General features: G+C 42.5%; 19 protein-coding genes. 15 read left to right on the plus strand and 4 right to left on the minus strand.

Going from position 1 to position 26239, the window contains the following annotated elements; translation table 11 throughout:
• Positions 1-11 precede the first annotated feature (11 nt).
• Positions 12-866 (plus strand): aminoglycoside 6-adenylyltransferase, encoded by an 855-nt coding sequence (locus FC093_RS01925; RefSeq protein WP_137260041.1) that lies wholly within the window; start codon positions 12-14, stop codon positions 864-866.
• A gap of 26 nt (positions 867-892) precedes the next feature.
• Here the strand turns inward: FC093_RS01925 and FC093_RS01930 are convergent, their stop codons facing one another.
• Positions 893-3367, minus strand: coding sequence for a glycoside hydrolase family 95 protein (locus FC093_RS01930; RefSeq protein WP_137260042.1), 2475 nt, complete (start codon positions 3365-3367; stop codon positions 893-895).
• 200 nt (positions 3368-3567) lie between these two features.
• Between FC093_RS01930 and FC093_RS01935 the strand changes: the two genes are divergently transcribed.
• From FC093_RS01935 to rnr, 10 genes are all read left to right on the plus strand, one after another.
• Complete coding sequence (locus FC093_RS01935) at positions 3568-4668, plus strand: family 20 glycosylhydrolase (RefSeq protein WP_137260043.1); 1101 nt, start codon at positions 3568-3570, stop codon at positions 4666-4668.
• Positions 4669-5171: 503 nt separating this feature from the next.
• Positions 5172-6272, plus strand: a complete 1101-nt coding sequence (locus FC093_RS01940; RefSeq protein WP_137260044.1) for an amidohydrolase family protein — start codon at positions 5172-5174, stop codon at positions 6270-6272.
• A 677-nt stretch (positions 6273-6949) separates the two neighbouring features.
• Positions 6950-7705, plus strand: a complete 756-nt coding sequence (locus FC093_RS01945; protein WP_137260045.1) for an MIP/aquaporin family protein — start codon at positions 6950-6952, stop codon at positions 7703-7705.
• A 101-nt stretch (positions 7706-7806) separates the two neighbouring features.
• Complete coding sequence (locus FC093_RS01950; RefSeq protein WP_137260046.1) at positions 7807-8049, plus strand: hypothetical protein; 243 nt, start codon at positions 7807-7809, stop codon at positions 8047-8049.
• 638 nt (positions 8050-8687) lie between these two features.
• Positions 8688-10454, plus strand: coding sequence for a M23 family metallopeptidase (locus tag FC093_RS01955; RefSeq protein ID WP_137260047.1), 1767 nt, complete (start codon positions 8688-8690; stop codon positions 10452-10454).
• A 411-nt stretch (positions 10455-10865) separates the two neighbouring features.
• Positions 10866-12377: a M28 family peptidase gene (locus tag FC093_RS01960; protein WP_137260048.1), complete on the plus strand. Its 1512-nt coding sequence runs from the start codon at positions 10866-10868 to the stop codon at positions 12375-12377.
• Positions 12378-12402: 25 nt separating this feature from the next.
• Positions 12403-13050, plus strand: a complete 648-nt coding sequence (gene bioD, locus FC093_RS01965) for a dethiobiotin synthase (protein ID WP_137260049.1) — start codon at positions 12403-12405, stop codon at positions 13048-13050.
• Positions 13047-13616: a 5-formyltetrahydrofolate cyclo-ligase gene (locus FC093_RS01970; RefSeq protein WP_137260050.1), complete on the plus strand. Its 570-nt coding sequence runs from the start codon at positions 13047-13049 to the stop codon at positions 13614-13616. Before bioD ends, FC093_RS01970 begins: the two co-directional genes overlap by 4 nt.
• Positions 13606-14685 (plus strand): tetraacyldisaccharide 4'-kinase, encoded by a 1080-nt coding sequence (lpxK, locus tag FC093_RS01975; protein WP_137260051.1) that lies wholly within the window; start codon positions 13606-13608, stop codon positions 14683-14685. The genes FC093_RS01970 and lpxK overlap by 11 nt, the downstream gene beginning before the upstream one ends.
• Positions 14686-14933: 248 nt before the next feature.
• Positions 14934-17162: a ribonuclease R gene (gene rnr / locus FC093_RS01980; RefSeq protein ID WP_137260052.1), complete on the plus strand. Its 2229-nt coding sequence runs from the start codon at positions 14934-14936 to the stop codon at positions 17160-17162.
• Positions 17163-17297: 135 nt separating this feature from the next.
• Here the strand turns inward: rnr and FC093_RS01985 are convergent, their stop codons facing one another.
• Both FC093_RS01985 and FC093_RS01990 read right to left on the minus strand, forming a co-directional pair.
• Entirely contained in the window at positions 17298-18908 is a 1611-nt protein-coding gene (locus FC093_RS01985) for an aryl-sulfate sulfotransferase (protein WP_137260053.1), read from the minus strand.
• A gap of 30 nt (positions 18909-18938) precedes the next feature.
• Positions 18939-19325: an RDD family protein gene (locus FC093_RS01990; protein WP_170970962.1), complete on the minus strand. Its 387-nt coding sequence runs from the start codon at positions 19323-19325 to the stop codon at positions 18939-18941.
• 300 nt (positions 19326-19625) lie between these two features.
• Here FC093_RS01990 and recF point away from each other — a divergent pair, with 300 nt between their 5' ends.
• Together recF and FC093_RS02000 are read left to right on the plus strand one after the other, a co-directional pair.
• Positions 19626-20711, plus strand: a complete 1086-nt coding sequence (recF, locus tag FC093_RS01995) for a DNA replication/repair protein RecF (protein ID WP_137260055.1) — start codon at positions 19626-19628, stop codon at positions 20709-20711.
• 307 nt (positions 20712-21018) lie between these two features.
• Entirely contained in the window at positions 21019-22176 is a 1158-nt protein-coding gene (locus FC093_RS02000) for an alpha/beta hydrolase family esterase (protein ID WP_170970963.1), read from the plus strand.
• 181 nt (positions 22177-22357) lie between these two features.
• Here the strand turns inward: FC093_RS02000 and FC093_RS02005 are convergent, their stop codons facing one another.
• On the minus strand, positions 22358-22915 hold the full coding sequence (locus FC093_RS02005; protein ID WP_137260057.1) for a DUF1003 domain-containing protein: 558 nt from the start codon (positions 22913-22915) through the stop codon (positions 22358-22360).
• Positions 22916-23137: 222 nt separating this feature from the next.
• On the opposite strand from FC093_RS02005, the gene FC093_RS02010 reads away from it, so the two are divergent.
• Complete coding sequence (locus tag FC093_RS02010) at positions 23138-24619, plus strand: cellulase family glycosylhydrolase (protein WP_206106484.1); 1482 nt, start codon at positions 23138-23140, stop codon at positions 24617-24619.
• A gap of 488 nt (positions 24620-25107) precedes the next feature.
• On the plus strand, positions 25108-26223 hold the full coding sequence (locus FC093_RS02015) for an SDR family NAD(P)-dependent oxidoreductase (protein WP_137260058.1): 1116 nt from the start codon (positions 25108-25110) through the stop codon (positions 26221-26223).
• Positions 26224-26239 lie beyond the last annotated feature (16 nt).

Below are 26239 nucleotides of genomic sequence, written 5' to 3' on the forward strand. Positions count from 1 at the left end.
ATCTTCCCCTAATGAGAAGCGAAGAAGACATACTATCCCTTATTCTGAACGTTGCTGAAAACGATGAAAGAATCAGGACGGTTTTACTCACCGGCTCGAGAGTCAATCCCAATGTAATTAAAGACAAACTGCAGGACTTTGATGTTATCTATATTGTTACTAAGATAAACACATTCACACAAGACCATAACTGGATAAATGTGTTTGGCGAAAAGCTCATCATGCAATTGCCCGACGAGATGACGATTGGTGAAAGAGACAGTCACGCCTTCCATTATTTAATGCTTTTTACTGATGGTAACCGGATTGATTTAACACTGGTTCCATTGGATAAACTGAATATTTTACTACAGGAAAGCTTATTGAAAGTATTGTTGGATAAAGATGATGTAATTAAAAACCTTCTGGCGCCAAATGAAAAAAGTTACCTTATTAAGCCACCAACAGCAAAAGAATTTAAAGACTGTTGTAATGAATTCTGGTGGGTGAGTACCTATGTGGCAAAGGGCTTGTGGCGCAAAGAAATAATATATGCTACAGCAATGCTGGAAGGCCCGGTCAGGAGCATGTTCTTACAAGTAATAGAATGGCATATCGGTATAAAAACCGGCTTTACCGTATCTTTTGGTAAATGCGGGCGAAATGCACAACGCTATCTTTCGCCCGGACTTTATAATCAAATACTTGCTACTTATTCCAATAATAGCATAGATTATATATGGAATGCTTTGCTCTTAATGGCAGCTTTATTTAATGAGCTGGCAAATGAAATTGCAGGTAATCTAAACTTACCTTATAACAATGAAGAAGCTAATAATGTAATAAGCTATCTTAAACAGCTATATGCAATGCCGAAAGACGCATAAACTGCTACTATACAAAAATATTCAGTTTATAAACCTTGCAGATCATATTTTTTTCCAGCTATGGTATTAAACTTTAAAATATAATAACCTTTATTATCCTTTGTTGGCTTGGCACTAATACCTTGTATAGTAAATGGTGTAGATGCTCTTACAATACAAGTTGCACTATTGCCAGCCTCAATCACCGCATTGGCGAGGCGATGTGCTTTCCAGTTGATGTTTACCGTGTAATTCCCTCGTGCTCTCAATCCACTTACGCTTCCTTCCTGCCAGGCATCGGGCAGTGCAGGCAGCAGGTGCAGCTCGCCCAAATGACTTTGCAACAGCATCTCCGTCATGCCTGCGATACCACCAAAGTTGCCATCAATCTGGAAGGGTGGGTGTGCATCAAATAAATTAGGGTAAGCGCCGCCATGCGCACCATAATTCGTTGCATTCTCCCTCGTCAGGCGCAGCAAATTCCTGAATAAGGTATAAGCATGATTACCATCCAGCAATCTTGCCCAGAAGTTCACCTTCCATGCAAGGCTCCAGCCGGTGCCTTCATCGCCTCTTAATTCTAAGGTGCGCTTTGCAGCATTTGCCAACTCAGGCGTGGTTAAAGGCGAGATTTGTGTTGCGGGATGCAGTGCATACAAGTGCGACACATGCCGGTGGTGTGGCTCCACATCCTCGAAATCTTTATACCACTCCTGCAGGTTGCCTTTTTTACCAATCTGAAAAGGGTATAATTTTTCTTTCTTTACTGCCAGTTCATTTACAAATGCGGCATCCACATTCAGCACTTTTGCTGCTGCAATACAGTTGGCAAACAAATCGCGGATGATGCTCATATCCATCGTGGTGGCAATTGATACTGAGCATTTATTACCCGCACTATCGTAAAATAAATTTTCCGGGCTCATTGCCGGCGCAGTTACTAAGTAATTGTGCCAGGGAACCAGCCATGCAAGGCTAAACTGTGCGGCTTCTTTCATTAGCGGGTAAGCAGTATCTTTTAAGAATTGCTTATCGTTGGTAAACAAATAACGCTCCCACAAGTCGCGGCACATCCAGTTGCCGCCCATCGTCCAGTTTGCCCATACCGGGTCGCCCTGTCCATAATGCCCTACCGGGTTGGCCAGCGCCCAAATGTCGGTGTTGTGATGCGCTACAAAACCCGGCAGGTTGTAGTATGTTTTAGCAACGTTTTTTCCTTTTACGGCAAGGTGTTGCGTAAGTGCATACACCGGCTCGTGCAATTCCGAAAGGTTGGTTACTTCAGCCGGCCAATAGTTCATTTCGGTGTTAATATTGATGGTATAGTTGGAACTCCAGGGCGCGCGTAATTCTTTATTCCATATACCCTGCAGGTTGGTAGCAATACCGCCTTTGCGCGATGCTGCAATCAATAAATAACGCCCAAACTGAAAGTACAACTGTTCTAATCCGGGATCGTTAGCACCCGCTGAATATGCCTCCAGCCGTTCATCTGTCGGAAGCAGATGGTTCTTTCCAACTGTATCTTTTAATTGCAACGAAACGCGGTTGAAATACTGATGATAATAATCTTCATGCTGTTCTAATAATGTTGCATAAGCAATGCCTGCTGCCTTTTGCAAGTAATCTTTCGCCAGTTTATTTTCGTCTTTACCTTCTTTATCGGGGCATTTATCAAAGCCGTTGAAGGACGTAGCTGACGAAAGGAGTAATATGACCTCATCAGCATTTTGTATGTGAAGGCCTGCCGTATCTGTATTGCAGGTGCCACCATTGCAGATGGCTTTCAATCTTACCTGAAAACGCATTCCCGCACAGTCACTGGTATCGGTATAGCTTACCGGCGGATTGTGTACACTGGCATAATTAGGATCGGCATTGGCGGGCGCTTTGCCCTGCAAAATATAGTCGTTATTATCCGTTGTAATAGTATAATGTAGTTGGCTGGAAAGTTGAAGCAACAGGTTCAATGCACCTTTTTTGCTGGCAGTCAGTTTCATTACCATCACATCAGCCGGTGCCGAGGCAAATACCGTTCTGGTGTATTGCACACCATTCATGTTGTAAGTGGTAGTACTAATTGCATCACTGATGTTTAACTCGCGCAAATAATTACTGCTTGCCACGTTGCTGTCTGCATAAAATTGTTGCAGGTGCAAATCTGCCATTGGCAAATACGATTGTGTATAGGCACCTTGTATATGCCGGAGCAGGTCGGCTGCTTTTACATAGTTTTCTTCTTTCAGTAATGCCTCACGTACCTGCGGCAGATAGGGCGCTGCATGTACATTGGGCGTGTCGTTGTATGGGCCGCCACTCCATAAAGAGCTTTCATTCAGTTGTATCAATTCATTTGTTACATTACCAAATATCATTGCTCCCAGTCTGCCATTACCAACAGGCAATGCTTCGGTCCATTGTGTTGCGGGCTTGTTGTACCACAGCTTTAAACTGTCCTGTGCAAAGCTTTCATTGATACAACAAAAGCAAATAATAACAATAAAAAAATTACGGCAGCGCATGGTGTTTTATTTTGGATGAAATGGATTGTAAAATAAGCAACATCATTTAATGTGAGTGCTATAGTTAGTTTTTTATAAACAACAGGTAATGTTATTGCGGTTTGCAGGTATTGATGTGTGGGTTTATTATCAGCAAACATTTATTCAATTTGCAGCAATATGCATAACGGTAGTGTTTTATATTTACCAAAACATACCTTATGAGAATACTACTGGCTATTGCTTGCTTCTTTTGTTTGCCGCTGTTGTATGCGCAAGAAAATCTGGATAGTTTATTACCTGTCCGTGGTTTTTGTATAGGCGCACCGAAGCCGCAGGATGTGGATGCTTTTGTGAAGTTTATAAAAGAAGAATTGGCTTCACGAAAGGTAAATACGCTTATACTGCGGGTAGATTATAATTACCAATATCAATCGCACCCCGAGCTGCGGGATAGTGTTGCACTGAGTAAAGCCGATGTAGAAAAGATGGTAAAAGTGTGTAACGAGAATGGCATTCAGCTAATACCGCAGATTAACCTGTTGGGACATCAAAGCTGGGCAAATAAAACCGATAAACTGCTGACTGTATATCCGCAGTTTGATGAAACACCGTGGGTACAAATGCCTGCCAGATACGAGTGGCCCAATGCCGATAAGTTGTATTGTAAAAGCTATTGTCCGCTGCATCCTGACGTGCACAAAGTAGTGTTTGAGGTGGTGGATGAATTATGCGATGCTTTTAAAACAAACGCTTTTCATGCAGGCATGGATGAAGTATTTTATCTGGGTGAAGATAAATGTCCGCGTTGTAGTGGCAGAGATAAAGCGGAGTTATTTGCTAATGAAGTAAGATTGATCCGCGACCATCTTGCACAAAAAAACCGCAGGCTGTGGATTTGGGGCGACAGGCTAATAGATGGTAAAACTACCGGACTGGGCGAATGGGAAGCCAGCTACAACAATACGTACCGCGCCATTGATATGATACCAAAAGATGTGGTGATTTGCGATTGGCATTATGAGCGCGCCGATAAAACGCCGGTGTATTTTGCTATGAAAGGATTGGATGTGGTGACGTGTCCCTGGCGCAAGCCCGCACTGGCAATTATTCAAACAGATGATATGGTCAACTTCAGGCAACAATCTTCTAAAGAAATGCAACCACACTTTGCCGGCATGATGCAAACCGTGTGGAGCGATGCCCGGTCTTTTTTAGATGGTTTTTACGGCAATAAAAAAGACAATAAAGGCGGAGACAGCACGCCGTGGGATTGCTTTAGAGCCATGTATAGCAAGATAGATAGCTTGCCACAGCAATGATATAAGCTGCAAGCCGCGAGCAGTGAACAGAAAGCATACTATGACTTAATTGAAAATGATATAAAATATCAGCGCTTGTTTTTGCTGATAAATATTGGTATGGAATGGCTTAATGCACTAAAAGAAAAAAGCCCTCCCTAAGAATAGGGACGGCCTCTAACGATTGCTTGCCATATGAAAATTTATATATACTGAGGTATATCTTCTTGTTTGACACTGCAAATATAGGAAGGAAGTTTAAACGTTTAAACATTTAATGAAAATATTTTTTAAAATTCCTGTTTTTGGCTTCCTTTTAACTGTTTGCTACCCCGGCAACTGGGAGTTAGTAGGTTATTAATTAAATTATTTTTCTATTTTAAAGGGGGATGTAATACACCCCGATAATGCGCTGCCAGAGAGGATCTCGCCATTTGGATGTTAATAGGCTATTTTAAATACATTTAAATAATCATGCATTTACTTACATTAGTAGGCATATTTTATACAATACTTTCATTATAATGAATTTATACAAAATTACTTCGCAACTAAGACGGGGCATCCTGTTGCTTGCTGTACAGAGCCTGGGATTCACGGCTTTTGCTCAAAGCGTAGATAATCTGAAGCTCAAAGATTATCGTCCCCTTTCTATTTACAAAGTGCCACAAACAAAGGTGGACAAAGCAAAGTATCCGGTGATTGATTTCCATTCGCACGATTACCCAAAAACTGATGCAGCAGTGGATGAATGGGTGCATATAATGGATGAGGCAGGTATTGCCAAATCAATTATTTTATCTTATGCAACCGGTGCCACATTCGATTCGGTGGTGGATAAATATGCCCGCTATAAAGACCGTTTTGATGTTTGGTGCGGCTTTGACTATACGGGCATGGATAAGCCGGATTGGGGTAAGCGGGCGGTAGCGGAACTGGAAAGATGCTACAAAAAAGGAGCGCGTGGCGTAGGCGAACTGGGCGATAAAGGTTTAGGTGAATTTTATTCCCTACCTACGCCCGGCTGGGGTATGCATATTGATGATGTGCGCATGAAACCATTGCTGAAGCGATGCGGAGAGTTGCACATGCCCATCAGCATACACGTTAGCGAGGATGCGTGGATGTATCTACCCGCAGATTCCACTAATGATGGGTTGATGAATGCCGCTACCTGGCATGTAGATATGACAAAAAAGGGTATGCTGAATCATGACGAACTAATAGCCACGCTGGAGCACTCGGTAAGAGACAATCCCAATACTACATTTATTGCCTGCCACCTGGCAAATACCTGTTCCGATTTAAGCCAGTTAGGCAGACTGCTCGATCAATATCCTAACCTGTATGCCGATATAGCTGCCCGCTATGGAGAGCTGGCGCCTATTCCCCGCTATGTACACCAGTTTTTAGAGAAGTACAACAATCGCATTGTATATGGTACCGACATGGGCTATGCAAAAGATATGTATCAAACTACATTCAGGATTTTAGAATCGGCTGATGAGCATTTTTATGAATACGACCGCTTTGGCTATCATTGGCCACTGTATGGATTGTATTTAACAGATACTACACTCCAAAAGATTTATTCCGGTAATGGTAAACAAATCCTATCAAAGTAATACTTGCTTTAAGACTGTTTTAGATGGAGTTGTCAACAACAGTTTATACCATTTTCAAACAAATGGCATACTATGTTTCTGTTTATAATTTAATATCAAAGCCTGCTGCTTTCATCGGGTAAATGGGTTTACACATACACATTTACAAGGTGTGTTTGCTTTTAAATAGCTCAATTATAAAGATTAGCAGCAAAAGAAATTTGCATTAAAATCCGGCTGACTTCAGTTGGGTTTTAATGCTTACTATTTATAGGGCAATATCCTGTTGAGTAGATAAACATAAAGCCTGTTAAACTCCGGTACTATAAGTGTTCGAAACCTGGGATATTATAAGTTTTCAGCTTGTCATTGCGAACGGAGTGAAGCAATCTGTGAGTTGTAGAAAAATCAAGATGAGCCATTAAGCTTTGATTTACAGCTAAGCATAGACTGCTTCGTAAACCCGCAGCGAGGATATTATTCTACTTTCAAACATAAAATTCATGTTTCGAACACTTATGCTCCGGTAATGCTATAATTACAAACACCCGAAACAGTTATATTTACTGTAAAAGACTTCATCAAACAGCAATATTTTGCAGTAATCAGGCAGCAAATAAATTATAAAAACCAGTAAAAATTGCCTGGTGCAGGAAAAGCTTATACAAGATTGGGTTGGTGTTTGCTAAAAAAAGGGTATGGGAAAGGAGTACAAAAATGAGCAGGCCGACTTTCTGAAATCTAAAAATAAATGGCGGGCTTTATTTGCAGAATGTTGGGGTACTTTTTTGTTGGTATTGGCGGGCGCTGGTGCGGTGGTTGCCTCCAAACTCACGGGTGAAGTTTCTAAAGGTATGGAAGTAGTGGCGCCGGGTATTATGGTGATGACGATCATCTACTTTATGGGCGCAGTAAGTGGTGCGCACATCAACCCGGCAGTAACGGTTGCTTTTGCCCTCCGGCGGCATTTCCCCTGGGCAAGGGTGCCTTTTTATATTGCTGCACAAATAACAGGGGCTGTGCTGGCGGCTGCTTTTTTAAAGAGCTTGTTTGGCCCGGTGGGCGACGTGGGTGCTACCGTTCCGCATCATCTGGATAGCTATTGGCAGTTGTTTGTTTTGGAAACGCTGCTGACCACCGGATTGGTGAATACAATACTGGGCACAGCGTCTGGCCCGGGCAATGTAGGAAACAATGGCGCCATTGCTATTGGTGGATACATTGCTTTATCGGGCTTGTGGGCAGGCGCCTTAACCGGCGCTTCGATGAATGCTGCCAGAACACTGGGACCAGATATTGTAAGAGGTGATTTTTCTACCACCTGGATATATGTAATTGCCACTTTTGTTGGAGGCATTATTGCAGTAGGTTTTGAATGGATACTAAAAGGCAGGCCCAGCCGGCACGCCGATGAGGAAGCTCAGGGCGGCGCAAAGATGAAAGATGCGGGGTAAAGAGAAATTTGAGATAGGTATTAAAAAACATATTTATCCTCGTTCTTTTGTTGGCTGTGTATATGAGCAGTGAAGGAGTTAATGTATTTAAAATGTAAACTATGGAAAACAATCCCCACAAAGGCACTGAACTGAATAATGTGCAGGAAACCTGGAACGAAAATGAAAAGCGGCGTGAAGAGGAGAGTGGTACGAGCGATATGCCGCAGGAAGAAACAGCACCTGCAACTACGCTGGATAAACTAATACAACAGGAAGCACATGAATATGATAATGACAACAAAGAAAACCGGTTGTTAGGCGGCGACCGCGCCAGTGTGAATGACGTAGAGGGTGATGAATAGCGTAATTCGTAAATAGCTATAACGGCAGCGCATAACATTCAAAATTTTGCGAAGTGCGGGATATCCTCATTCCGTAAGATCAGGAATTAGTTATATGATGTTTGGGATGAACTGTCACTAAGTTCAATCTCCGCAGCTATAATATCCATAATGTCGCACTTTGCAAATACATGCCTTTTAAACATAAACGCATGAATGTAGTATTTTGTAAGTGTAAAAGTACCTGCACGTATTTTTAAAGTTAATAGTGGCGCAAGTAATCCAAAGGCTGCAATGGAAATTACCAGAATGCCATAGTCATTTATATAAATGAAGAAGAAGTCAAGGCAATGCTACAGTCGTTAGAAGTATTATCCATACTGTGTAAGCCTATTTTTTAATTTTTACGCTGGCCGCCATGCTGTTGTTATACTTCGCATACAACTCCCGAATATATGCAACTCCGCCTAAAGTAACTGGCGCTACACTATCCTTCTCATTTCTTTTAAGCATATTTGTAATGCAATCCAATTCCGGGTTTACAAGAATGGAACAGCAATTGTTTTAGTTGCTGGCACGAAGGATGGAAAAGACTAACAGTCTGAAACCATAACAGTCAAATTATTTATTCAACAAATTAACAGATATCAGGAGTTGTAATGAGTCGTTTTATTATTTTTTTCTTTTTTCTTTTTATTGCACCTTTTCACGTTCTCGAATCGCCTTTTTATACTGGTAACACGGCTGTAAGCAAGCCTCCTGAATCCTACCCCAAAAATTATTTTCGCTATCCGCTCAATATTGCGCCTTCGCTCGCCGGCAACTTTGGCGATTTGCGTACCAATCACTATCACATGGGGCTCGATTTACGCACGCAACAACGCGAAAACCTGCCGGTGGTAGCTGCTGCAGATGGTTATGTAAGCCATATACGCATAGAACCTTATGGCTACGGGCATGCCATTTTTATTACACATCCCAACGGCTATACTACTGTGTATGGACACTTAAATAAGTTCTATATGGAACTGGAAGATTTTGTACGCAACCAGCAATACGCTACTGAAAGCTGGGAGCAGGATATTGATTTTTCACCCGGTCAATTTCCCGTGCAACAGGGACAATTTATTGCTTGGAGCGGCAATACAGGCGGCAGCGAAGGTCCGCACCTGCACTTTGAAATAAGAGATAGCGGATTGGCGGATGGTCATAATTACAACCCGCTTTTGTTCGATCTCAACATTCCCGATCATGTGCCGCCGGCACTGTACCGGCTGGGTATTTTTGATCGAAACCAAAGTATATACGAAAACAATCCGCGTATGTTTCCATTGCACAAAAAGGTACAGGTTGGCGAGAGGATTTATACACCGGCTGATGCAGTAATAAAAGTGCCTTATGGCAAGTTTAGTTTTGGCTTGAGTATGCAGGATAAAATGGATAATTCGTTTTCGTTTGGTGTGTACAAAGCTGATTTATATGTGGATGACAGTCTTTATAACGAGTTTAAAATAGAAGAATGTATTTATGGCGACAGCCGCTATATTAATGCCGGTATTGATTATTTTATGCGGTACGATGGACACGGTTACATGCAGCACCTGAGCCGGTTGCCCGGCAATCATGCTCCTTTTTATAATTCGGCTGGCGATGGCGTTTTGCAGTTGAATGATGATAGCGTTCACCAGGTAGAAGTGGAAGTGCTGGATGTTGCAGGCAATACCTCGCTGTTGCAGTTTGGGATACAGCGCGACAGCAGTGTGCATTTTCCCGAAAATAAAATGGGCGACAATATCGTACAAAAGCTGGCACCTAACCAGCCTGCCACTTTTGAAAATGCAGCAGTGCAAATATCGTTGGATGAAAATGCGTTGTACGATACGGTGCTGCTACGGTACAATGCTTCTAATGCACCGCCGGAGGCAGTATCTGCACTGCACAGTATTGGTGATTATCGCCAGCCGGTGCATACGGCTTATACAGTGCGCATCAAGTCAGCTGTTTTGCTGCCCGATAGTATGAAAAAGAAAGTAATAATGGTAATGCAAAGCGGTCGAAGAAAAGATGCCCAACAATGTATCTGGCAAGGTGATTGGGCAGCAGCAAGGTGGATGAATTTTGGACAGTTTTATTTAAAGTTGGATACACTTTCGCCAACAGTAAGACCGATCAATGTGTATGATGGCGCTATTTTTATAAGAGACCAGCAACTGGTGTTTGAAGCCAAAGATGAAACCGGCGACCTGCAATCATTCAATGGCTATATTGATGGGCGCTGGATTATGTTCAGGCAAAGAAACAATCGCTATACGTATGATTTTGACGATCGCTGCCCACCGGGAGCGCACACGCTGGAAATACGGGCAGTGGACTTAGCAGGCAACGAAACGGTGTATCAATGCAGCTTTGAGAATAGGGCGAAGTAGTAAGAATCTGGAGTTTGAAGTTTGGAAGAATAACTTGCTTTACTGTGCATTTAATATTTGCAAATAACGAATTAACATTCTGCACCTACTTAAAGCTGTATAAACTTGCCCATTGACGAAAGCACCCGTACCTGCTATAATCTTTTAGCAAAACCAAATATACACTTCTATTTTTAATAGAGGCTTTCACCTATTCAGTTAATAATCTGTGTTTGAAAAACTACTGTCATCTTTGTAAACCTTCTATATGAATGAATGACAGGCAAGTGAATTTTTGAATAAAGAAGAACGTTAATTCGTTGCAACTGTCAATAAAAGTTTCTACATCATCTGTAGAAGCCCGTTCATTAAACCCAAGCCGCTCAACCTTATCCTCCCACCATTATCTTTGATGTTTTTATTTAATAGCGTATGATGAAGAATTTGTTTGTAGCGTGTAGCTTATTATTAGCTTCCACTGTATTTGCGCAGCAAAAAGATATGGCTGCAAAATATGCCTCCGTAATAACGCCGGCAGCATTAAAAGAAAAGCTAACCGTGATTGCCAGCGCCGGCATGGAAGGACGCGAAACCGCAACGTCGGGACAAAAGAAAGCAGCGGCCTATATAGAAAATTATTTTAAAAAAATCGGCTTGCAGCCGGGTACGCCCAATGGTTATCAACTGCAATACCCGGTGTACCAGGATTCGCTGATTGCAGCATCTTTAAGCATTAACGATAATGCAGCGGAAATGTACCAGGACTTTACTTTAAGTCCCGCTTTTTTGGCAGAAGGCAACTGGCATGTGCAGGACGTCGTTTTTGCTTCGTATGGATTAAGCGACTCGGCCAACAACAATTTTGATGGATTGAATGTAACAAATAAATGGGTGATGGTAATTGATGGCACACCTGCCGATATTGACAGCACCGAAGCTGCAAAAACGTATGCAAATATGCGTGCCAATCGCATGAAGCCATCCAACATCAGGAACAAAAACATCAAAGGCCTGCTCATTATTAAAAGAGCTTTTCCGGAGCCAGCGGCTGCTTCGCTTAAAGGTGCCATGTATATGGATAAAAAAGCCAATAGCGTTCCGGTTATTTATATCTCCTTGCAAATGGCAGCTTCTATTTTGCAACAGCCTTTAAACAACTTCAAAGATTTAAAAACGGTCATCCGCGGTATTTATCCAACTTCCTTTTCTTTCAATGAACAAAAAACCACCCTTAATCTTAATAGCTCTAATGTGATTGGCGTATTGCCGGGGACAGACAAGAAAAACCAATATGTATTTGTAACCGCACACTACGACCATCTTGGCAAAAAAGGCAATACCATCTGGTATGGTGCCGATGATGATGGCTCGGGTACAACAAGTGTATTGCAGATTGCCACTGCTTTTGCCAAAGCCGCAAAGGACGGGCATCCTCCACGCCGCACCATGGTATTTATGACCGTATCGGGCGAAGAAAAAGGTTTGTGGGGAAGTGACTATTATACCGATCATCCGCTGTTTTCATTGGATAGCACTTCGGTAGATTTGAACATTGATATGGTGGGCAGAATTGACCCTGGTTACAAAGGTGATTCACTCAATTATGTGTACACTATTGGTGAAGATAAACTGAGCAGCGATTTATTGCCTATTAGTGACAGCATTAACAAGCGATACAACAATATGGAATTAGATCGTCGCTTTAACGATCCTAAAGATCCTAACCGTTTTTATTACCGCAGCGATCATTTCAACTTTGCCAAGCATGGTGTACCAGTCATTTTTTATTTCAATGGGGTACATGCCGACTACCATCAACCAAGCGATACGGTGGATAAAATCAATTTCAACCTCATGGCAAAACGCGGCAAGCTGATATTCTACACTGCATGGGCAATGGCCAACCGCGATAACATGATGAAGCGCGATATACCATTGAAATAATGGTTAAAAAGTATATTCTTTGTATATGAAACCAATTTTTATTACCGGCATTGGCACCGGTGTTGGCAAAACCGTAGCCGCAGCCATCATTACCGAAGCTTTGCAGGCCAATTACTGGAAGCCGGTACAGGCGGGCTTTGATGATGGTACCGATACATTAACTGTAAAAGAGTTAATCAGCAATACACAAACTGTTATTTTTCCCGAAGTATATAAACTACAATTGCCTGCTTCGCCGCACATTGCTGCAAGAGAAGAAAATATTACCATTGATATAGCAGCCATTTATCAATCCTACTCACAACTGGCAACTCACCACTCACATCATTCACCGCTTATTATAGAAGGCGCCGGCGGATTATTAGTACCTTTAAACGAAAGTGAATTTATAATAGATCTGATTAAAAAATTAGATGCCCGCGTCATACTCGTTAGCCGCAATTACCTGGGCAGCATCAATCACTCTTTACTAACTGCTGCCGTTTGCAAAGCAAATAATCTGGATGTGGCAGGCTGGCTCTTCAACGACCAGTACCTGCATTATGAAAGCGAAATAGAAAAATGGAGCGGTTATAAAAAAATCGGTGCAATTCCTGCTGCTACAATAATTAATAAAGCATTGGTGCGGGAACAGGCAATGCTTATTAAAGACCAGTTGAAAGCCTTATTATGACAAAAAAAGAATTGCGCGAACACTACCGGCAAAAGCGTTTAGCTATAACTGAAAAGGAAAAAATGAAGTTGGATGATTTGCTGCTTATCCAGTTTCAGCAATTGTCATTCAGCGATGTACGTGTGTTGCTTACTTATGCGCCTATGCCACATACGGCAGAGCCCGATGTACACCTGTGCGAGCGTTATTTGCAGCACCAGATTCCGGGCTTGCAGGTGGCATATCCGGTAATTGATTTTGCTACCTACACCATGCGTGCAGTGCTTGTAAATGAACAAACGGAATTTACACAAAATGCTTATAAAATTGAAGAGCCAACAGATGGCGAAGTGGTAAAGCCCGAAGCAATTGATATGATATTTATTCCGCTGCTGGTGTGCGATAAAAAGGGACATCGTGCTGGCTATGGTAAAGGTTTTTACGACCGTTATCTCAACCAATGCCGCGAAGAAGTACTAAAAATCGGCTTCTCTTACTTTGAGCCGGTAGAAACCATCAGCGACATCCATGCATTTGATATACCTTTAAATTATTGCATTACGCCGCACCATATCTATGAATTTTAATATCATTTTTACTCGCTCCATCCGTCTTTTACTACTGCCGTTTGCCTTGCTGTACGGGTTGGTAATTGCCATGCGCAACTGGCTGTACGATAAAAAAGTACTGCGGTCTGCAACGTTCAACTTTCCACTTATTTGTGTAGGCAATTTATCGGTTGGTGGCACCGGCAAAAGTCCCATGGTGGAGTACCTGGTAGAACTGCTGCAATCCCGTTTTAAAGTAGCAACTTTAAGCCGTGGCTATAAGCGTAAAACCAAGGGCTATGGCCTGGCCAACGAAACGACTACCGCATTAGAGATCGGGGATGAACCAATGCAGTTCCATTTAAAGTTTCCGCAAGTGGCAGTGGCTGTAGGCGAAGAACGGCTGGTTGCTATTCCGCAACTGCTGCACGACCGTCCCGGGACGGAGGTAATTATATTGGATGATGCTTTTCAGCACCGAGCTATCAGTGCCGGTCTCAACATTTTACTTACCGATTACAATAACCTTTTTTATAACGATTGGTTTTTGCCCACCGGCGATTTGCGCGATGAACGCCGCTCGTATAAACGGGCGCATATTATTGTGGTTACAAAGTGCCCTGCTACATTGGGTACAGATGAAAAAAACAAGATAGTAAAGCAGATAAAATTGCAGGAGCAGCAACATCTTTTTTTTACTGCTATCCAATACGGGCAGCCCTATCATATCATTACAAAGCAACCCATTGGCATTACGGCGCAGCAGGAAGTATTGCTGGTATGCGGCATTGCCAATCCGCAGCCTTTAAAGGATTATCTTACTGCACAGGTAGCTTCTTTTACAGAATTATCTTACAGCGACCATCATATTTTTACCATTGATGATTTAAAAGAAATGCGCAAAAAATATGGGCAGTTGCAGGGCATTAATACATTTATTCTTACTACCGAGAAAGATGCGGTACGCCTGCTTAAATTTAGTGAAGCATTGCGCGATTTGCCGCTGTATGTATTGCCTGTAAAGCATCAGTTTTTATTTGGTGAAGGTGCGCAGTTCAATCAATTGTTGCACGACTTTGTAGCTCATTCTCCGGCGGCTGAGGTGTAGCAAGCATGGATTTATTATAAAAGAGAATGAGTCTTCTCTGATGAATAGACGGTCCGCTCTTTTGCAGTGTTGAGTGGTGTATTAATTTTAATTTTTAAGCAGAGAAATAAAAGTGTAAACCCATATACTGTCACACCTTCTTTACAATATTCTCTGCATCAACTTTTCCTTACCTTTAAAAAATTAAAAGCTTCAAATAAAACAGGCTATATTATTGTATGGCTTGTAAGTAATAACTCAAACAAATAATGCGAGACAAAAAGAAGAAAAAAAAACATCCATCTCATAAGCATCATCCCGATGGTCATTTACTAAAAGGTACGCTGGAAGTAACGCGCTCGGGCATTGGTTATGTAGTGATAGCCGATGGCAGCGGCGATGTACTGGTGCGTCCGTACGACTTTAATACCGCGCTCAATGGCGATACCGTGCAGGTGAAAGTGGTAAAAGAAAACCCCATTACGCACAAGAAAGAAGGGCGCATAGCCGAGATAGTAGAACGCAAGCAAACGGAGTTCATCGGCACGCTGCAAATGGGCAAACGCTTTGCCTTTGTGGTGCCCGACAGCGATAGGCCGATGCCCGATATGTACATTGCTTTTGAAAACATTAACGAAGCAAAAGATGGTGATAAAGTAAGCGTGCGATTAACAAAATGGGAGAAAGGCGAGCGCAAGCCCGAAGCGGAAGTAACAGCTATTTTGAAGCCCGAAGATGTGAACGACAGCGCCATGAAAAACCTTATTGCCGAAAGCGGTTTTCCGCTTGCCTTTGGCGATGATGTATTGGAAGAGGCTGCCCGCCTCCCCGAAACCATTGCAGAGCATGAAATAAAAATACGGCGCGACTTTCGCGATACATTAACTATTACCATAGACCCGGTAGATGCTAAAGATTTTGATGATGCTATTTCCATCCGCACGCTTAAAGGCGGCTGGTACGAGGTGGGCGTACACATAGCCGACGTGAGCCATTATGTAACGCCGCAAACCGCACTGGACGAAGAAGGTTATAAACGCGCTACATCGGTGTACTTGCCCGACCGTGTAAACCCAATGCTGCCCGAGCATATCTCCAATGTATTATGTTCGTTGCGCCCGCACGAAGACAAGTTAACTTTCTCGTCGGTATTCCAGATAAATAAACAGGGAAAAGTAAAGCAATACTGGCTCGGTAAAACCGTCATTCATTCCAATCATCGCTTTACTTACGAAGAAGTACAGGAGATAATAGAAGGTGGTAAAGGGGAGTATAAAAAAGAAATATTACTCCTGAATGAAATAGCACAAACATTGCGCATGCAACGCTTTGCCAAAGGCGCTATCAACTTTTCTTCGCAGGAAGTCCGTTTTAAGTTGGATGAAAAGGGAAAACCCGTTGGTATTGAAATAAAGGAAAGTAAAGAAGCACACCAACTGATAGAAGAATTGATGCTGCTGGCAAACAGAACGGTTGCAGAGAATGTTTCTAAAATAAAGATCAATAAACAACACATTCCTTTTCCTTACCGCGTGCACGATACGCCGGATGAAGACAAGTTGAAACCTTTTATAGAATTTGCAAAGAAATTTGGCCACAAATTCGACATCTCTACGCCCGATAAAATTGCGGAAAGCTTCAACACCATGCTGGACGAAGTGCAAGGCAAGCCCGAGCAGCATGTGCTGGAGCAGTTGGGCATTCGTACCATGGCAAAAGCTACCTACACTACTTCAAATATCGGCCACTATGGTTTGGGCTTTGAAAATTATTGCCATTTTACTTCGCCCATACGCCGCTATCCCGATGTGCTGGCACACCGCGTACTGGAAAGTTGCCTGCAAAACACACCCATTATTGATAAGAAAATGGAAGAAAAATGCCGCCATTGCAGTGAGCGTGAACGGGCAGCGATGGAATGTGAGCGGGCTGCCAACAAATACAAGCAGGTAGAATACATGCGCGACTTTTTGGGTGAGGAATTTGAAGGCGTTATCAGCGGAGTTACCTCCTTTGGATTTTTTGTAGAAACTGTGGAGCAAAAATGCGAAGGGCTGGTAAGCATTAATAGTCTTACCGATTTTGATGATTTCAGGTTAATAGAGAGTGATTACTCATTAGTGGGCCTGCGTAGTGGGCGCCGCTTTGGTATGGGCGATAAAGTATGGATAAAAGTGGTAGCAGCAAACCTTGATAAGCGGCAGTTGGACTACGAATGGGTGCCAAAAGCTGTTAAAGAAGCGAAGCAACAAAAAGAAGTAAAACAGCAAAAGGAAGCAGCGCCGCAAAAAGAAACAAAGCAGCGTGCAAAGCCAAACAAGGCGGCAGCAAAAAAAGAAGTAATAGCAAAGGCTGCTCCTGCCAAAAAAGCACCAGCAGATGAGCCGGCAAAAAGGGCAGCTATAAAAAAAGCCTCCGTCAAAAAGGCTGCGACGAACAAAACCTCAACAAAAGCAGCCACTAAAAAAGTCAAAGCATCAAAGCGAAAAACGGGGTAGAATTAATATAAATACTTAACAACAAAGCCGCTGGTATTTTCAGCGGCTTTGTTGTTTGATAAACAAGTAATATCATTTTCAATTAAGTAGCAGGATATACACTTAATCTCCTGCTCATGGCGCACACCATCCAGTTTATAGATTATCAGGATAAGCACTCATTTTTTTTGCGCGGTGAAAGGCTGTGGTAGTAGCAGTATTGATAACCCTTTCGGCAACTACTTGCCCGGTACTGTAGTCAACTTCTACAATTCTGCCACCTCGGCCACCAGGATTCAGCGTATTAAGACCTGGTGCAAACAAGATATGGTTTGTTTCGGGTAAGTACTGAACGCTGCTGATAAAAGAGGCATAGCATTCCTGACCTCTGTCTTTGCCATATTCCCATATCTGCTGTACTGTTTTATTCGTTTCATCTATTTTATATTCTACTGCACGGCTGTATTTGCCAGGAGCAGAGTTGCTGGTAGAGCCATCGGGTGCATAAGGTGTACGGGCGGTACCATTATCAAATATCATAATGTCGCCGTTAGGCAAAAAAATGTTGGAGTGCTGGTACCAGTTCCATTCAAAGTCGGCGGTTCTGGTCCAGCCTTTTACAACAGCCGTATCGGTGATGGGGTTGCCCGAAGCATCGAGCGGCGTTAGCAAAAACTGGTTAAGGTCTTCTCCTCTGCGGTTTTTGCCCCAGCCAATATGTGCTGCCATTATCCATTTTACATTATTGCTATAATCCAGCTTTACTAAACATTGTGTACGGCCAGACACAATAATCGTATTATCGGTGGAATCGTACATTACAGAGTTAATATGTATCCAGTCTGCTTTGTTAGGATTATTTACAGTCTGCACCGTTCTGTGTTCATCCAGCGATTCTTTCAAATCCCATACGTTAGCAACGTCACCGCCCTGCCTGTTTATTTCTATAACATAATCTTCTATGGTAGAAAGACCTTCTGTATTCTTACTGTCGGGCTTGCTCACTGTAACGAGGAAGTTGCCATCTGGTTTCTCCTGCACATTGTGGTGAAATATATAGCCGGACAGGCCCCAGGTATTTATTATTTGACCCAGCAAATCCACTTCATATATCTTACTGGTTTTTGTGTCGCCAAAGTAAAGGTTGCCATTACGCAGCCTTGCAATACCATCGTCAAAAAACATGGTAGCCAGTTCGGGATAACTGCTGTAGTCGAGCACCCACCGTATATCGCCATAATCATCTATCATGTAAGGTATAGTAGGCCGGTTAGGTACTCCAAAAGTACTCAGACTACTTACCAGCGTTATGCCCGGTTCTACTGCGGTGGTATCAAAGTCTTGTGGCGTAATGGAAGTAGGCAGGTCGGCGGGCAGGCTGCCGGTTTGAATCATAACCGTGCTTTTTGCAAGCGTATCGCCGGTGCTGTTTACCACTCTTAGCAGCACTGTATTATTATAATCGGCATACATACCTATTACGGGTATAGAGTGCGAAGTACCGGCATCATTAAAGCGGTGAACAATATCGGTAAAGGAGCCATGCTTGCCCTTTACAATAAGTACGGTATTGCCTGCTTTTTCTGTAGTAAAACTCACTAAAGCAGATAACGGGGTATAGCCATACGGGTTCACTTTTACAGAATCGGGTGATACTGTAAATTCAATGGGAACAATGGGCGGGGAAGGTGGGCTTGGATGGTCGTTTTTGGAACAGCTATGCAATAATATAAACGCAGCAAGTGCTGTAAAAATGCGGTGTTTCATAAGTTGTGTAATTTTTTGCCAAAATACATATTATACTTCAACTACATAAGTTTTGCTGGCAAAATCGTGTAGGGTTTTTCCCAAAATGGGGAGAAAAAGGCTGTCAATTAGTATAATGCCCACAACCCTTACGGCAGAGCGGACTATTATTTGCCCGAAAGTTGCCTTTTTGCCATTAGCGCTCACTACTTTGGTAAGCGATAACCATTTACCCGGTGTACGCCTCCAGATCCCTTCAAAAAAGAGGTAATATAAAAAGGTTACGGCAGCGAGAAATTCATAAAACGGGAAGTATGTAAAATCATAATACGTTACATAAAAAGTCCAGCCGTTATAAGCTGCATATGTAAGCAGAAAAATAAGCAAAAAATCTACTAAAAAATTGATAACACGCGTGCCAATACCTACGGAATTCATTTGTTTGTTTTTGTTTACAATAACCATTGCAAAGGTGTGCAATTTAAAGCATAACTAACCTTTGAATGGCAGATTTGAATAATGAAACACCTTATGCTCCTGTGATGAGCTAAGCCGGTGTGGCCAATGTAATGGCTGTTTCCATTAGAAATGGTTTGTTTGAAGACTTTAATGCCTTTATTATACAGCTAAATGTAACCTTGGACTAACGCGTAAATGGTTGTATTTAATGTTAAACTAATTCTGCAATAGCACCTGCTTATTGATTGCCTTTTATATTGCCTGTTGTACATTGCAGCTATGTTATTCTTCCGGCAGTTGATGCTTACGCAATTTCGCAATTATGTGTTTGATTCCTTTACATTCACTCAAAATGTAGTGGGCATCAGCGGTGCCAATGGCAGCGGTAAAACCAACCTTTTAGATGCCATTCATTACCTCTGTTTTACCAAAAGTTATTTTTCGCGCCCTGATGCGCAAAATGTGCATCAGGGTATGCAGGGCTTCAGGCTACAGGCTACGGTAACGCGCCAGCAGCAAGACTTTGAGCTGTTGTGCATATTGCGCGAAAACAACCGCAAAGAGTTTTTAATAGATGGCGATGCGTATAAAAAATTCTCTTCGCACATTGGACGCTTTCCATGTGTAATGATTGCACCCGATGATGTGGAACTCATCAGCAATGGCAGCGAAGAAAGACGAAAATTTATAGATACACTGCTGTCGCAGTTAAATGAAGACTATTTAAAAAACCTGATTGATTATACTAAAATATTACAACAGCGCAACAGCCTGCTAAAGGCGGCAGCAGAGCATAACAGGTTGGATGATGCGCTGCTGGATATTTTAGATGAGCAACTAAGTGAAAGGGCTACTAATATTTATAACCGGCGCAATGATTTTATGCAGGAGTTTATCCCTGCGGTGCAGCAGGAATACGAAAGCATTGCCGGTAAAGGCGATGAAGTGCATATAAATTATTACAGCCAGTTGCACCATAATAGTATGCAGCGGTTGCTGCGCGAAAACCGTCCGCGCGATTTGTATTTGCAGCGCACCGGTGCCGGCATTCATAAAGATGATCTGGAGTTTAGTATGCAGCAGCAAGCCTTCAAAAATATTGCCTCGCAGGGGCAGCGCAAAAGTTTATTATTTGCATTAAAGCTGGCAGAGTTTAATATTCTTAAGCAATACAAAGGTTTTGCGCCGGTGCTCCTGCTTGATGATATTTTTGAAAAGTTAGATGCTGCGAGGATGCACAATTTATTGCATAAAGTATGTGTGCAACAGCAAGCCCAGGTGTTTATAACCGATACTCACAAAGAGCGTCTGGAGAGTGCATTCGAGCAATTAGGAATAGGATTTGAGCTGGTAAAATTGGAGTAAAATTGACGGCTTTTTTGCGTCTTGTAAATGCGCAAAACAGGCATACAGTTACAAACTGCTTTTAGGAGCAGGGAGAGCGGCTATAAGTGTTTAAAAGCGCGGATTCTATGCTTGAAAGCCGGATAGCATAATTGCGGCATAACGTAGTATCGGGTTAAGACAATACCCCGGGACTGAAACAAAGCTGGATTATGATAAAAAATATTTATAGGACAAACGACCATTCCTTTAAAAAACATCGTAATATTATGCTGTAATTAAAACTGCTGTTTGTAAAAACAAACAAATAAACCTTTAAAATTGAATCATGCCCCTACTTATGAAAACCATTTTTACCTTGTTTGTCTCGTTGCCGATCTTAGCTGCCGCAGCAAACAAGCCACCTAAAGTGAATGCAGGGCCAGACAAAGTAGTAGTATATCCATCCTCCACCTCAACAACTCTTTCTGGCAGCGGCTCTGATGCCGAGGGAGCTGTTACCTTTCTGTGGAAGCAAATCAGTGGCGTATCTACTGCTACGATTGCCAAGCCAACGGCTGCTGCAACAAAAGTAAGTGCACTCAAACCAGGAATATATAAATTCAGGCTTACCGTTACAGACAACAGTGGTGTTTCGCGCAGCGATACCGTCAATGTCTCTGTATTTCAAAAACTAACATGGACAGTTGCTGGTGTTGCCCGTGAAGCGTTAGTGCATCCTCCTGTTAATGGCACAGGTACTGCATCTCCGGTTGTATTTGCTTTCCATGGGCATGGTGGTACCGATTCGGCTTATGCTGCAAAAGGTTTTGAACTGAGTTGGCCCGAAGCAATAGTAGTGTACCCGCAAGGGCTACGTACAAAGGGAGAAATATTAGACTCTACCTGCCGCCAGTCTGGCTGGCAGACAAGGGTTGGAGAAGTGAATTGCTTTAATGGTAATATAGATCAGGATTTAAAGTTCTTCGATGCGATGCTAACTACTTTGAAAAATAAATACAATGCCAATCTAAGCCTTGTATTTGCTCATGGCTGGTCTAACGGCGCTGCTTTCGTTTATAATGCACTGTGGCCGGGCCGCAGAAGCAAATTAGCAGGGATTGGCCCATCCGGAGGTGATATGGATACCATAGCGGGGAAAAAGCCAATACCGGTCATACACGCTGCAGGCACGCAGGATATTAAAGATACTTTTCTTTATCAGCAGCAGGACGTGCTAGCCATCCGTAATTTAAATCAATGCTCTCCCACTGGCACTGTATGGGCTACCGGCCCGGGTGGACTTTTAGGTACGCGCTATAGCTCGCCCATTAACGATCCGGTAGTCTTTTTACAATATGATGGCGGACATATATATCCTTCTACAGTTCCACCATTGATTATGAGATTCTTCAGGGAAGTTGCGGGAGGTGCAACGGCTGCACCGTTGATTACTACTGTATATCCCCGTGTGAGCAGCAATTTATCAGCAAAGCGATTGCCTTAAGGTGCTGCCTTGTAAGTGGAGCATCTAGTCTATAGCAAAGCTATTAAGCCTTGCAGAAATGAACTCTGCAGAACTTATTATAGCTTTTATGCTGCTATAACAGGATGCTCTTTGGCGGAGCTAAATAATATTGGGCTGTACCTCTGTTAGTTTTATAGTCCTTTTTATGTGTATATTACCATTAACTTACTTCATTATTCAGGCTATCCTCACTTTCTTTTTGATGTTTTTCCATGGTATCCAATACTTTCTCCGGCTGCACATCCTTCGCTAATTCATCTATTTCAGGATTATAAGCATCTTCAATATTCATTTTTTTGGCTATAGCAGTCACCAGCGTTATCAGGCGGGTTACTTCGTGCTCTGCCAGCAGGCTCACCTGCAGGTTAAGGTCGGCACGTTTATCTGCCTGCGCATTCATCCGGTTTTGGCTGATAAGTACAAATGTAGAAAGAAAGATAGCTTCTACCGATGCGAACATGGCCAACACAACAAATGAAGGATCGAAAGGTTTTAAAGGCAGCCAGCCAACATTCCAGAATATCCATATTCCAAAAAGTACTAAATGAATATAAACAAACGACATGCTGCCGGTAAAGCACGTAACTGCATCGGCAAGCCGCTCCTCAAAGGTTTTTTGTTTTTCTTCCTGTTTATGCCGTCTCAGCAGCGCATCAATATTCCGCTCTACAATGCGCGCCATTTCAGGCATTTGGTCTGTTCTTCCATTACTATTCATATAGTTCTTTGTTTGTAAATACTATGGAACTTTTATGCCATACAGCTTCGCATAACCCATTGTTTTTATTTTAATGGGTTCAATTCGGGTTAAACCAATTGTTCTTACATTTTATATAGCGCTTGTAAAAACAACGGTGTATTTTGCTATGGCAAAATTTTTGAGGATAGCTATATCCGTTACTAGCAGTTAGTTTAATAATACGGTATTTATTTACACACGATGATAGATCAACTAGCAACCTACCCAGTTAACTTAAACACCAAAAAAAACGTACAAAAAGAGGCAATCCCATTAGCATATAACCTGCCCTGGATTAAAGTAGCAAAAGATGCTCCTTATTTTGTAACAGAGGATGGAAAAGACTGGATGCCCGTTGGACAGAATGATGCGATTACATGGCCGGATTTAGCAGGCATTTTCCGGCGTAAAGATCTGGCAAGTGTAGAAAAGTATCTGCAAATGCTGTCTCAGCATGGTGTTACGTGCCTGCGCCTGATGCTGGAATATTGCCATGGCGAAAACCGTTATTTTGAAAAGCCGGTTGGTTATTTTCAGCCTAACATGATACAATTGTGGGACGATTTGTTTGCGCTGTGCGAGCAATACAGATTGCGCATCCTGCTTACCCCTTACGATACTTTTTGGATGTGGCTTCGCTGGAAACATCACCCGTATAAGAAGAGTAATGGCGGTCCATGTGACAAACGCAGTCAGTGGCTGCTGTGTGCAGAAACGCGTAAGGCCATCAAGCAGCGTTTGGCATTTGCAACCGAACGCTGGGGCGGCAGCGGCGCTTTATTTGCCTGGGATATCTGGAACGAAATTCATCCTGCTCACGCCGGTGACAGCGTAGATAATTTTAGTGAATTTATAGAGGATATCAGTTCTTTTTTACGGCAAACAGAATTGCGGTTGTACGGACGTGCGCATCCGCAAACAGTCTCCGTCTTTAGCCCCGTATTGTACAAAGAGCCACGTGCTGCTGAGTGCATTTTTAAACATCCGGCACTCGATTTTGCTTCCGTTCATTTTTATGAGGCATGGACAATTGACCATCCGAAAAACACAGTGGATGCAGCTGTCAGTACCGGCCGACTCACGCGCGAAGCATTGGAACACACCAATAATAACCGTCCTTTTTTTGACAGCGAGCATGGTCCCATTCACACTTTTAAAGACCATAAAACAACACTGCCCGAGCCCTTTGATGATGAATACTTCCGGCATATTCAGTGGGCGCATTTTGCTTCGGGTGGTGCAGGCGGTGGTATGCGCTGGCCCAACCGGCATCCGCATAGGCTTACAACTGGTATGCGCAACGCGCAACAGGTGCTTGCGTCTTTTTTGCCACTCATCAATTGGCAACAATTCCAACGAAAAAACTTGAATAAAGAGATTGTTGTTTCAAACAAGGCCTTTGCACCTTTTGGTTGTGCCGATGCAGCGCAGGCGGTGTTGTATCTGTTGCGTACCAACACGATTAATGTTATCGGCATGCTCAACCCGTTTGCCGAACCATTGATGGTAGATGTACAAATTCCTGGGTTGAAGTGTGGGCGTTATCAAATTACAGCATGGAATACAGCAACCGGCTCGGCAGTAAAAGTGTATGAAATGGATTATAAAGAGGAGCCCTGTTTTTGTTTTACAACACCGCCGATTGTAACAGACCTTGCAGTTGCAATAAGGCGTATTGAGTAGTGGATAATAAAGCCATAAAAAGTACATGTCAACGGGCTAAAACTTCACTTTCGCCTTCACATTGCTGCTGTTATTGCTATTGGAACATATTTTGCTATGAGTCAACTCACAGCAATAATTGTAGCCGTAATAAAAAATTATAAATGCTAACCATGTTTTATTATAACCCATTACCACATCATTTTACTCCCTGCTCTTACGCTTGCAACACTTGCCCGGCTTCGTTTTATAAAAAAGAAATTTTACGGCATTGCTTTACCTTCAAAAGCTACATACGGAATAATGGATAATACAACTAAAACAAGTTGCTTGATATAGCAGATCGGACCCTGACAGACAAAACGGATAAGATGAATTTAGCAACAAGTAATTAACGCTTCCGGCGCTTTTTCAAGCTTTATAGAAGAAGCAGGTTGTTTTTAGACGACTGTTAGTTATATCAGCATCTTTTTTTGTAAAACCTATATTACTATAAAACACTATTATTAATGAATAAAAAAGTTTTGATAACAGGTGGCGCCGGCTTTATCGGGTCGCATTTGGCAGATGAACTGTTGGAGAAAGGCTATGAGGTAAGAGTACTGGATAACTTATGTGAACAGGTGCATGGCAAAAATTGCAATCGACCAGCATTTCTCAATCCTGAAGTAGAATTGATTGTAGGTGATGTGCGCGATCCTAAAAAAGTGAAAGAAGCTTTGAAGGATATAGATGCCGTATATCACTATGCAGCTATGGTGGGCGTAGGGCAAAGCATGTATGAAATAAAAGAATACACCGATGTAAATAATGTAGGCACTGCTGTATTGCTGGAAGCATTAAGCAAGAATCCGGTTGAAAAGCTGGTGGTTGCATCCAGCATGAGCATTTATGGAGAGGGCTTGTACAAAGACGCGGAAGGCAATATTAAAGCAGGCTTGGAACGCAAACTGGATCAGCTAAAAAGAGGCGATTGGGAAATATATGATGCTAAAGGAAATGTGCTTACACCTTATCCAACGCCCGAAACCAAAACACCTTCGTTGTCATCCGTTTATGCGCTTTCCAAGTACGACCAGGAGCGCATGTGTTTGCTCATTGGTAAAGCATATAATATTCCTACTGTTGCCTTACGTTTCTTCAATGTTTTTGGCACCCGTCAATCGCTTTCCAATCCCTATACCGGTGTGCTCGCTATATTCGCTTCGCGTTTGCTCAACGACAATCCTGTATTGATTTTTGAAGATGGTAACCAGATGCGCGACTTTGTGCATGTATCGGATATAGCACAGGCATCGAGACTGGCCATGGAAACAGGCGCTGCCGGCGAAGTATTTAATGTAGGCAGCGGTAATGCTTATACTATCAACGAAATAGCTGGCAAGCTTTCTGAAATATTGAACAAAGAATATATTGTTCCTGAAATATCGGGCAAGTATAGAGTGGGCGATATCCGGCATTGTTTTGCGGATATATCTAAAGTGAAAACTATATTGGGCTACGAGCCAAAAGTATCATTGGCAGGCGGATTGATTGAACTGGCAGAATGGCTGGAAGGACAAACTGCAGAAGATAAAGTAAGTGAAGCCAGCAACGAACTGGCAGTAAGGGGACTAACCGTTTAAAACACTAAAGCACTAA

Source organism: Ilyomonas limi (assembly GCF_005233845.1).
GTDB classification, from domain to species: Bacteria; Bacteroidota; Bacteroidia; order Chitinophagales; family Chitinophagaceae; genus Ilyomonas; species Ilyomonas limi.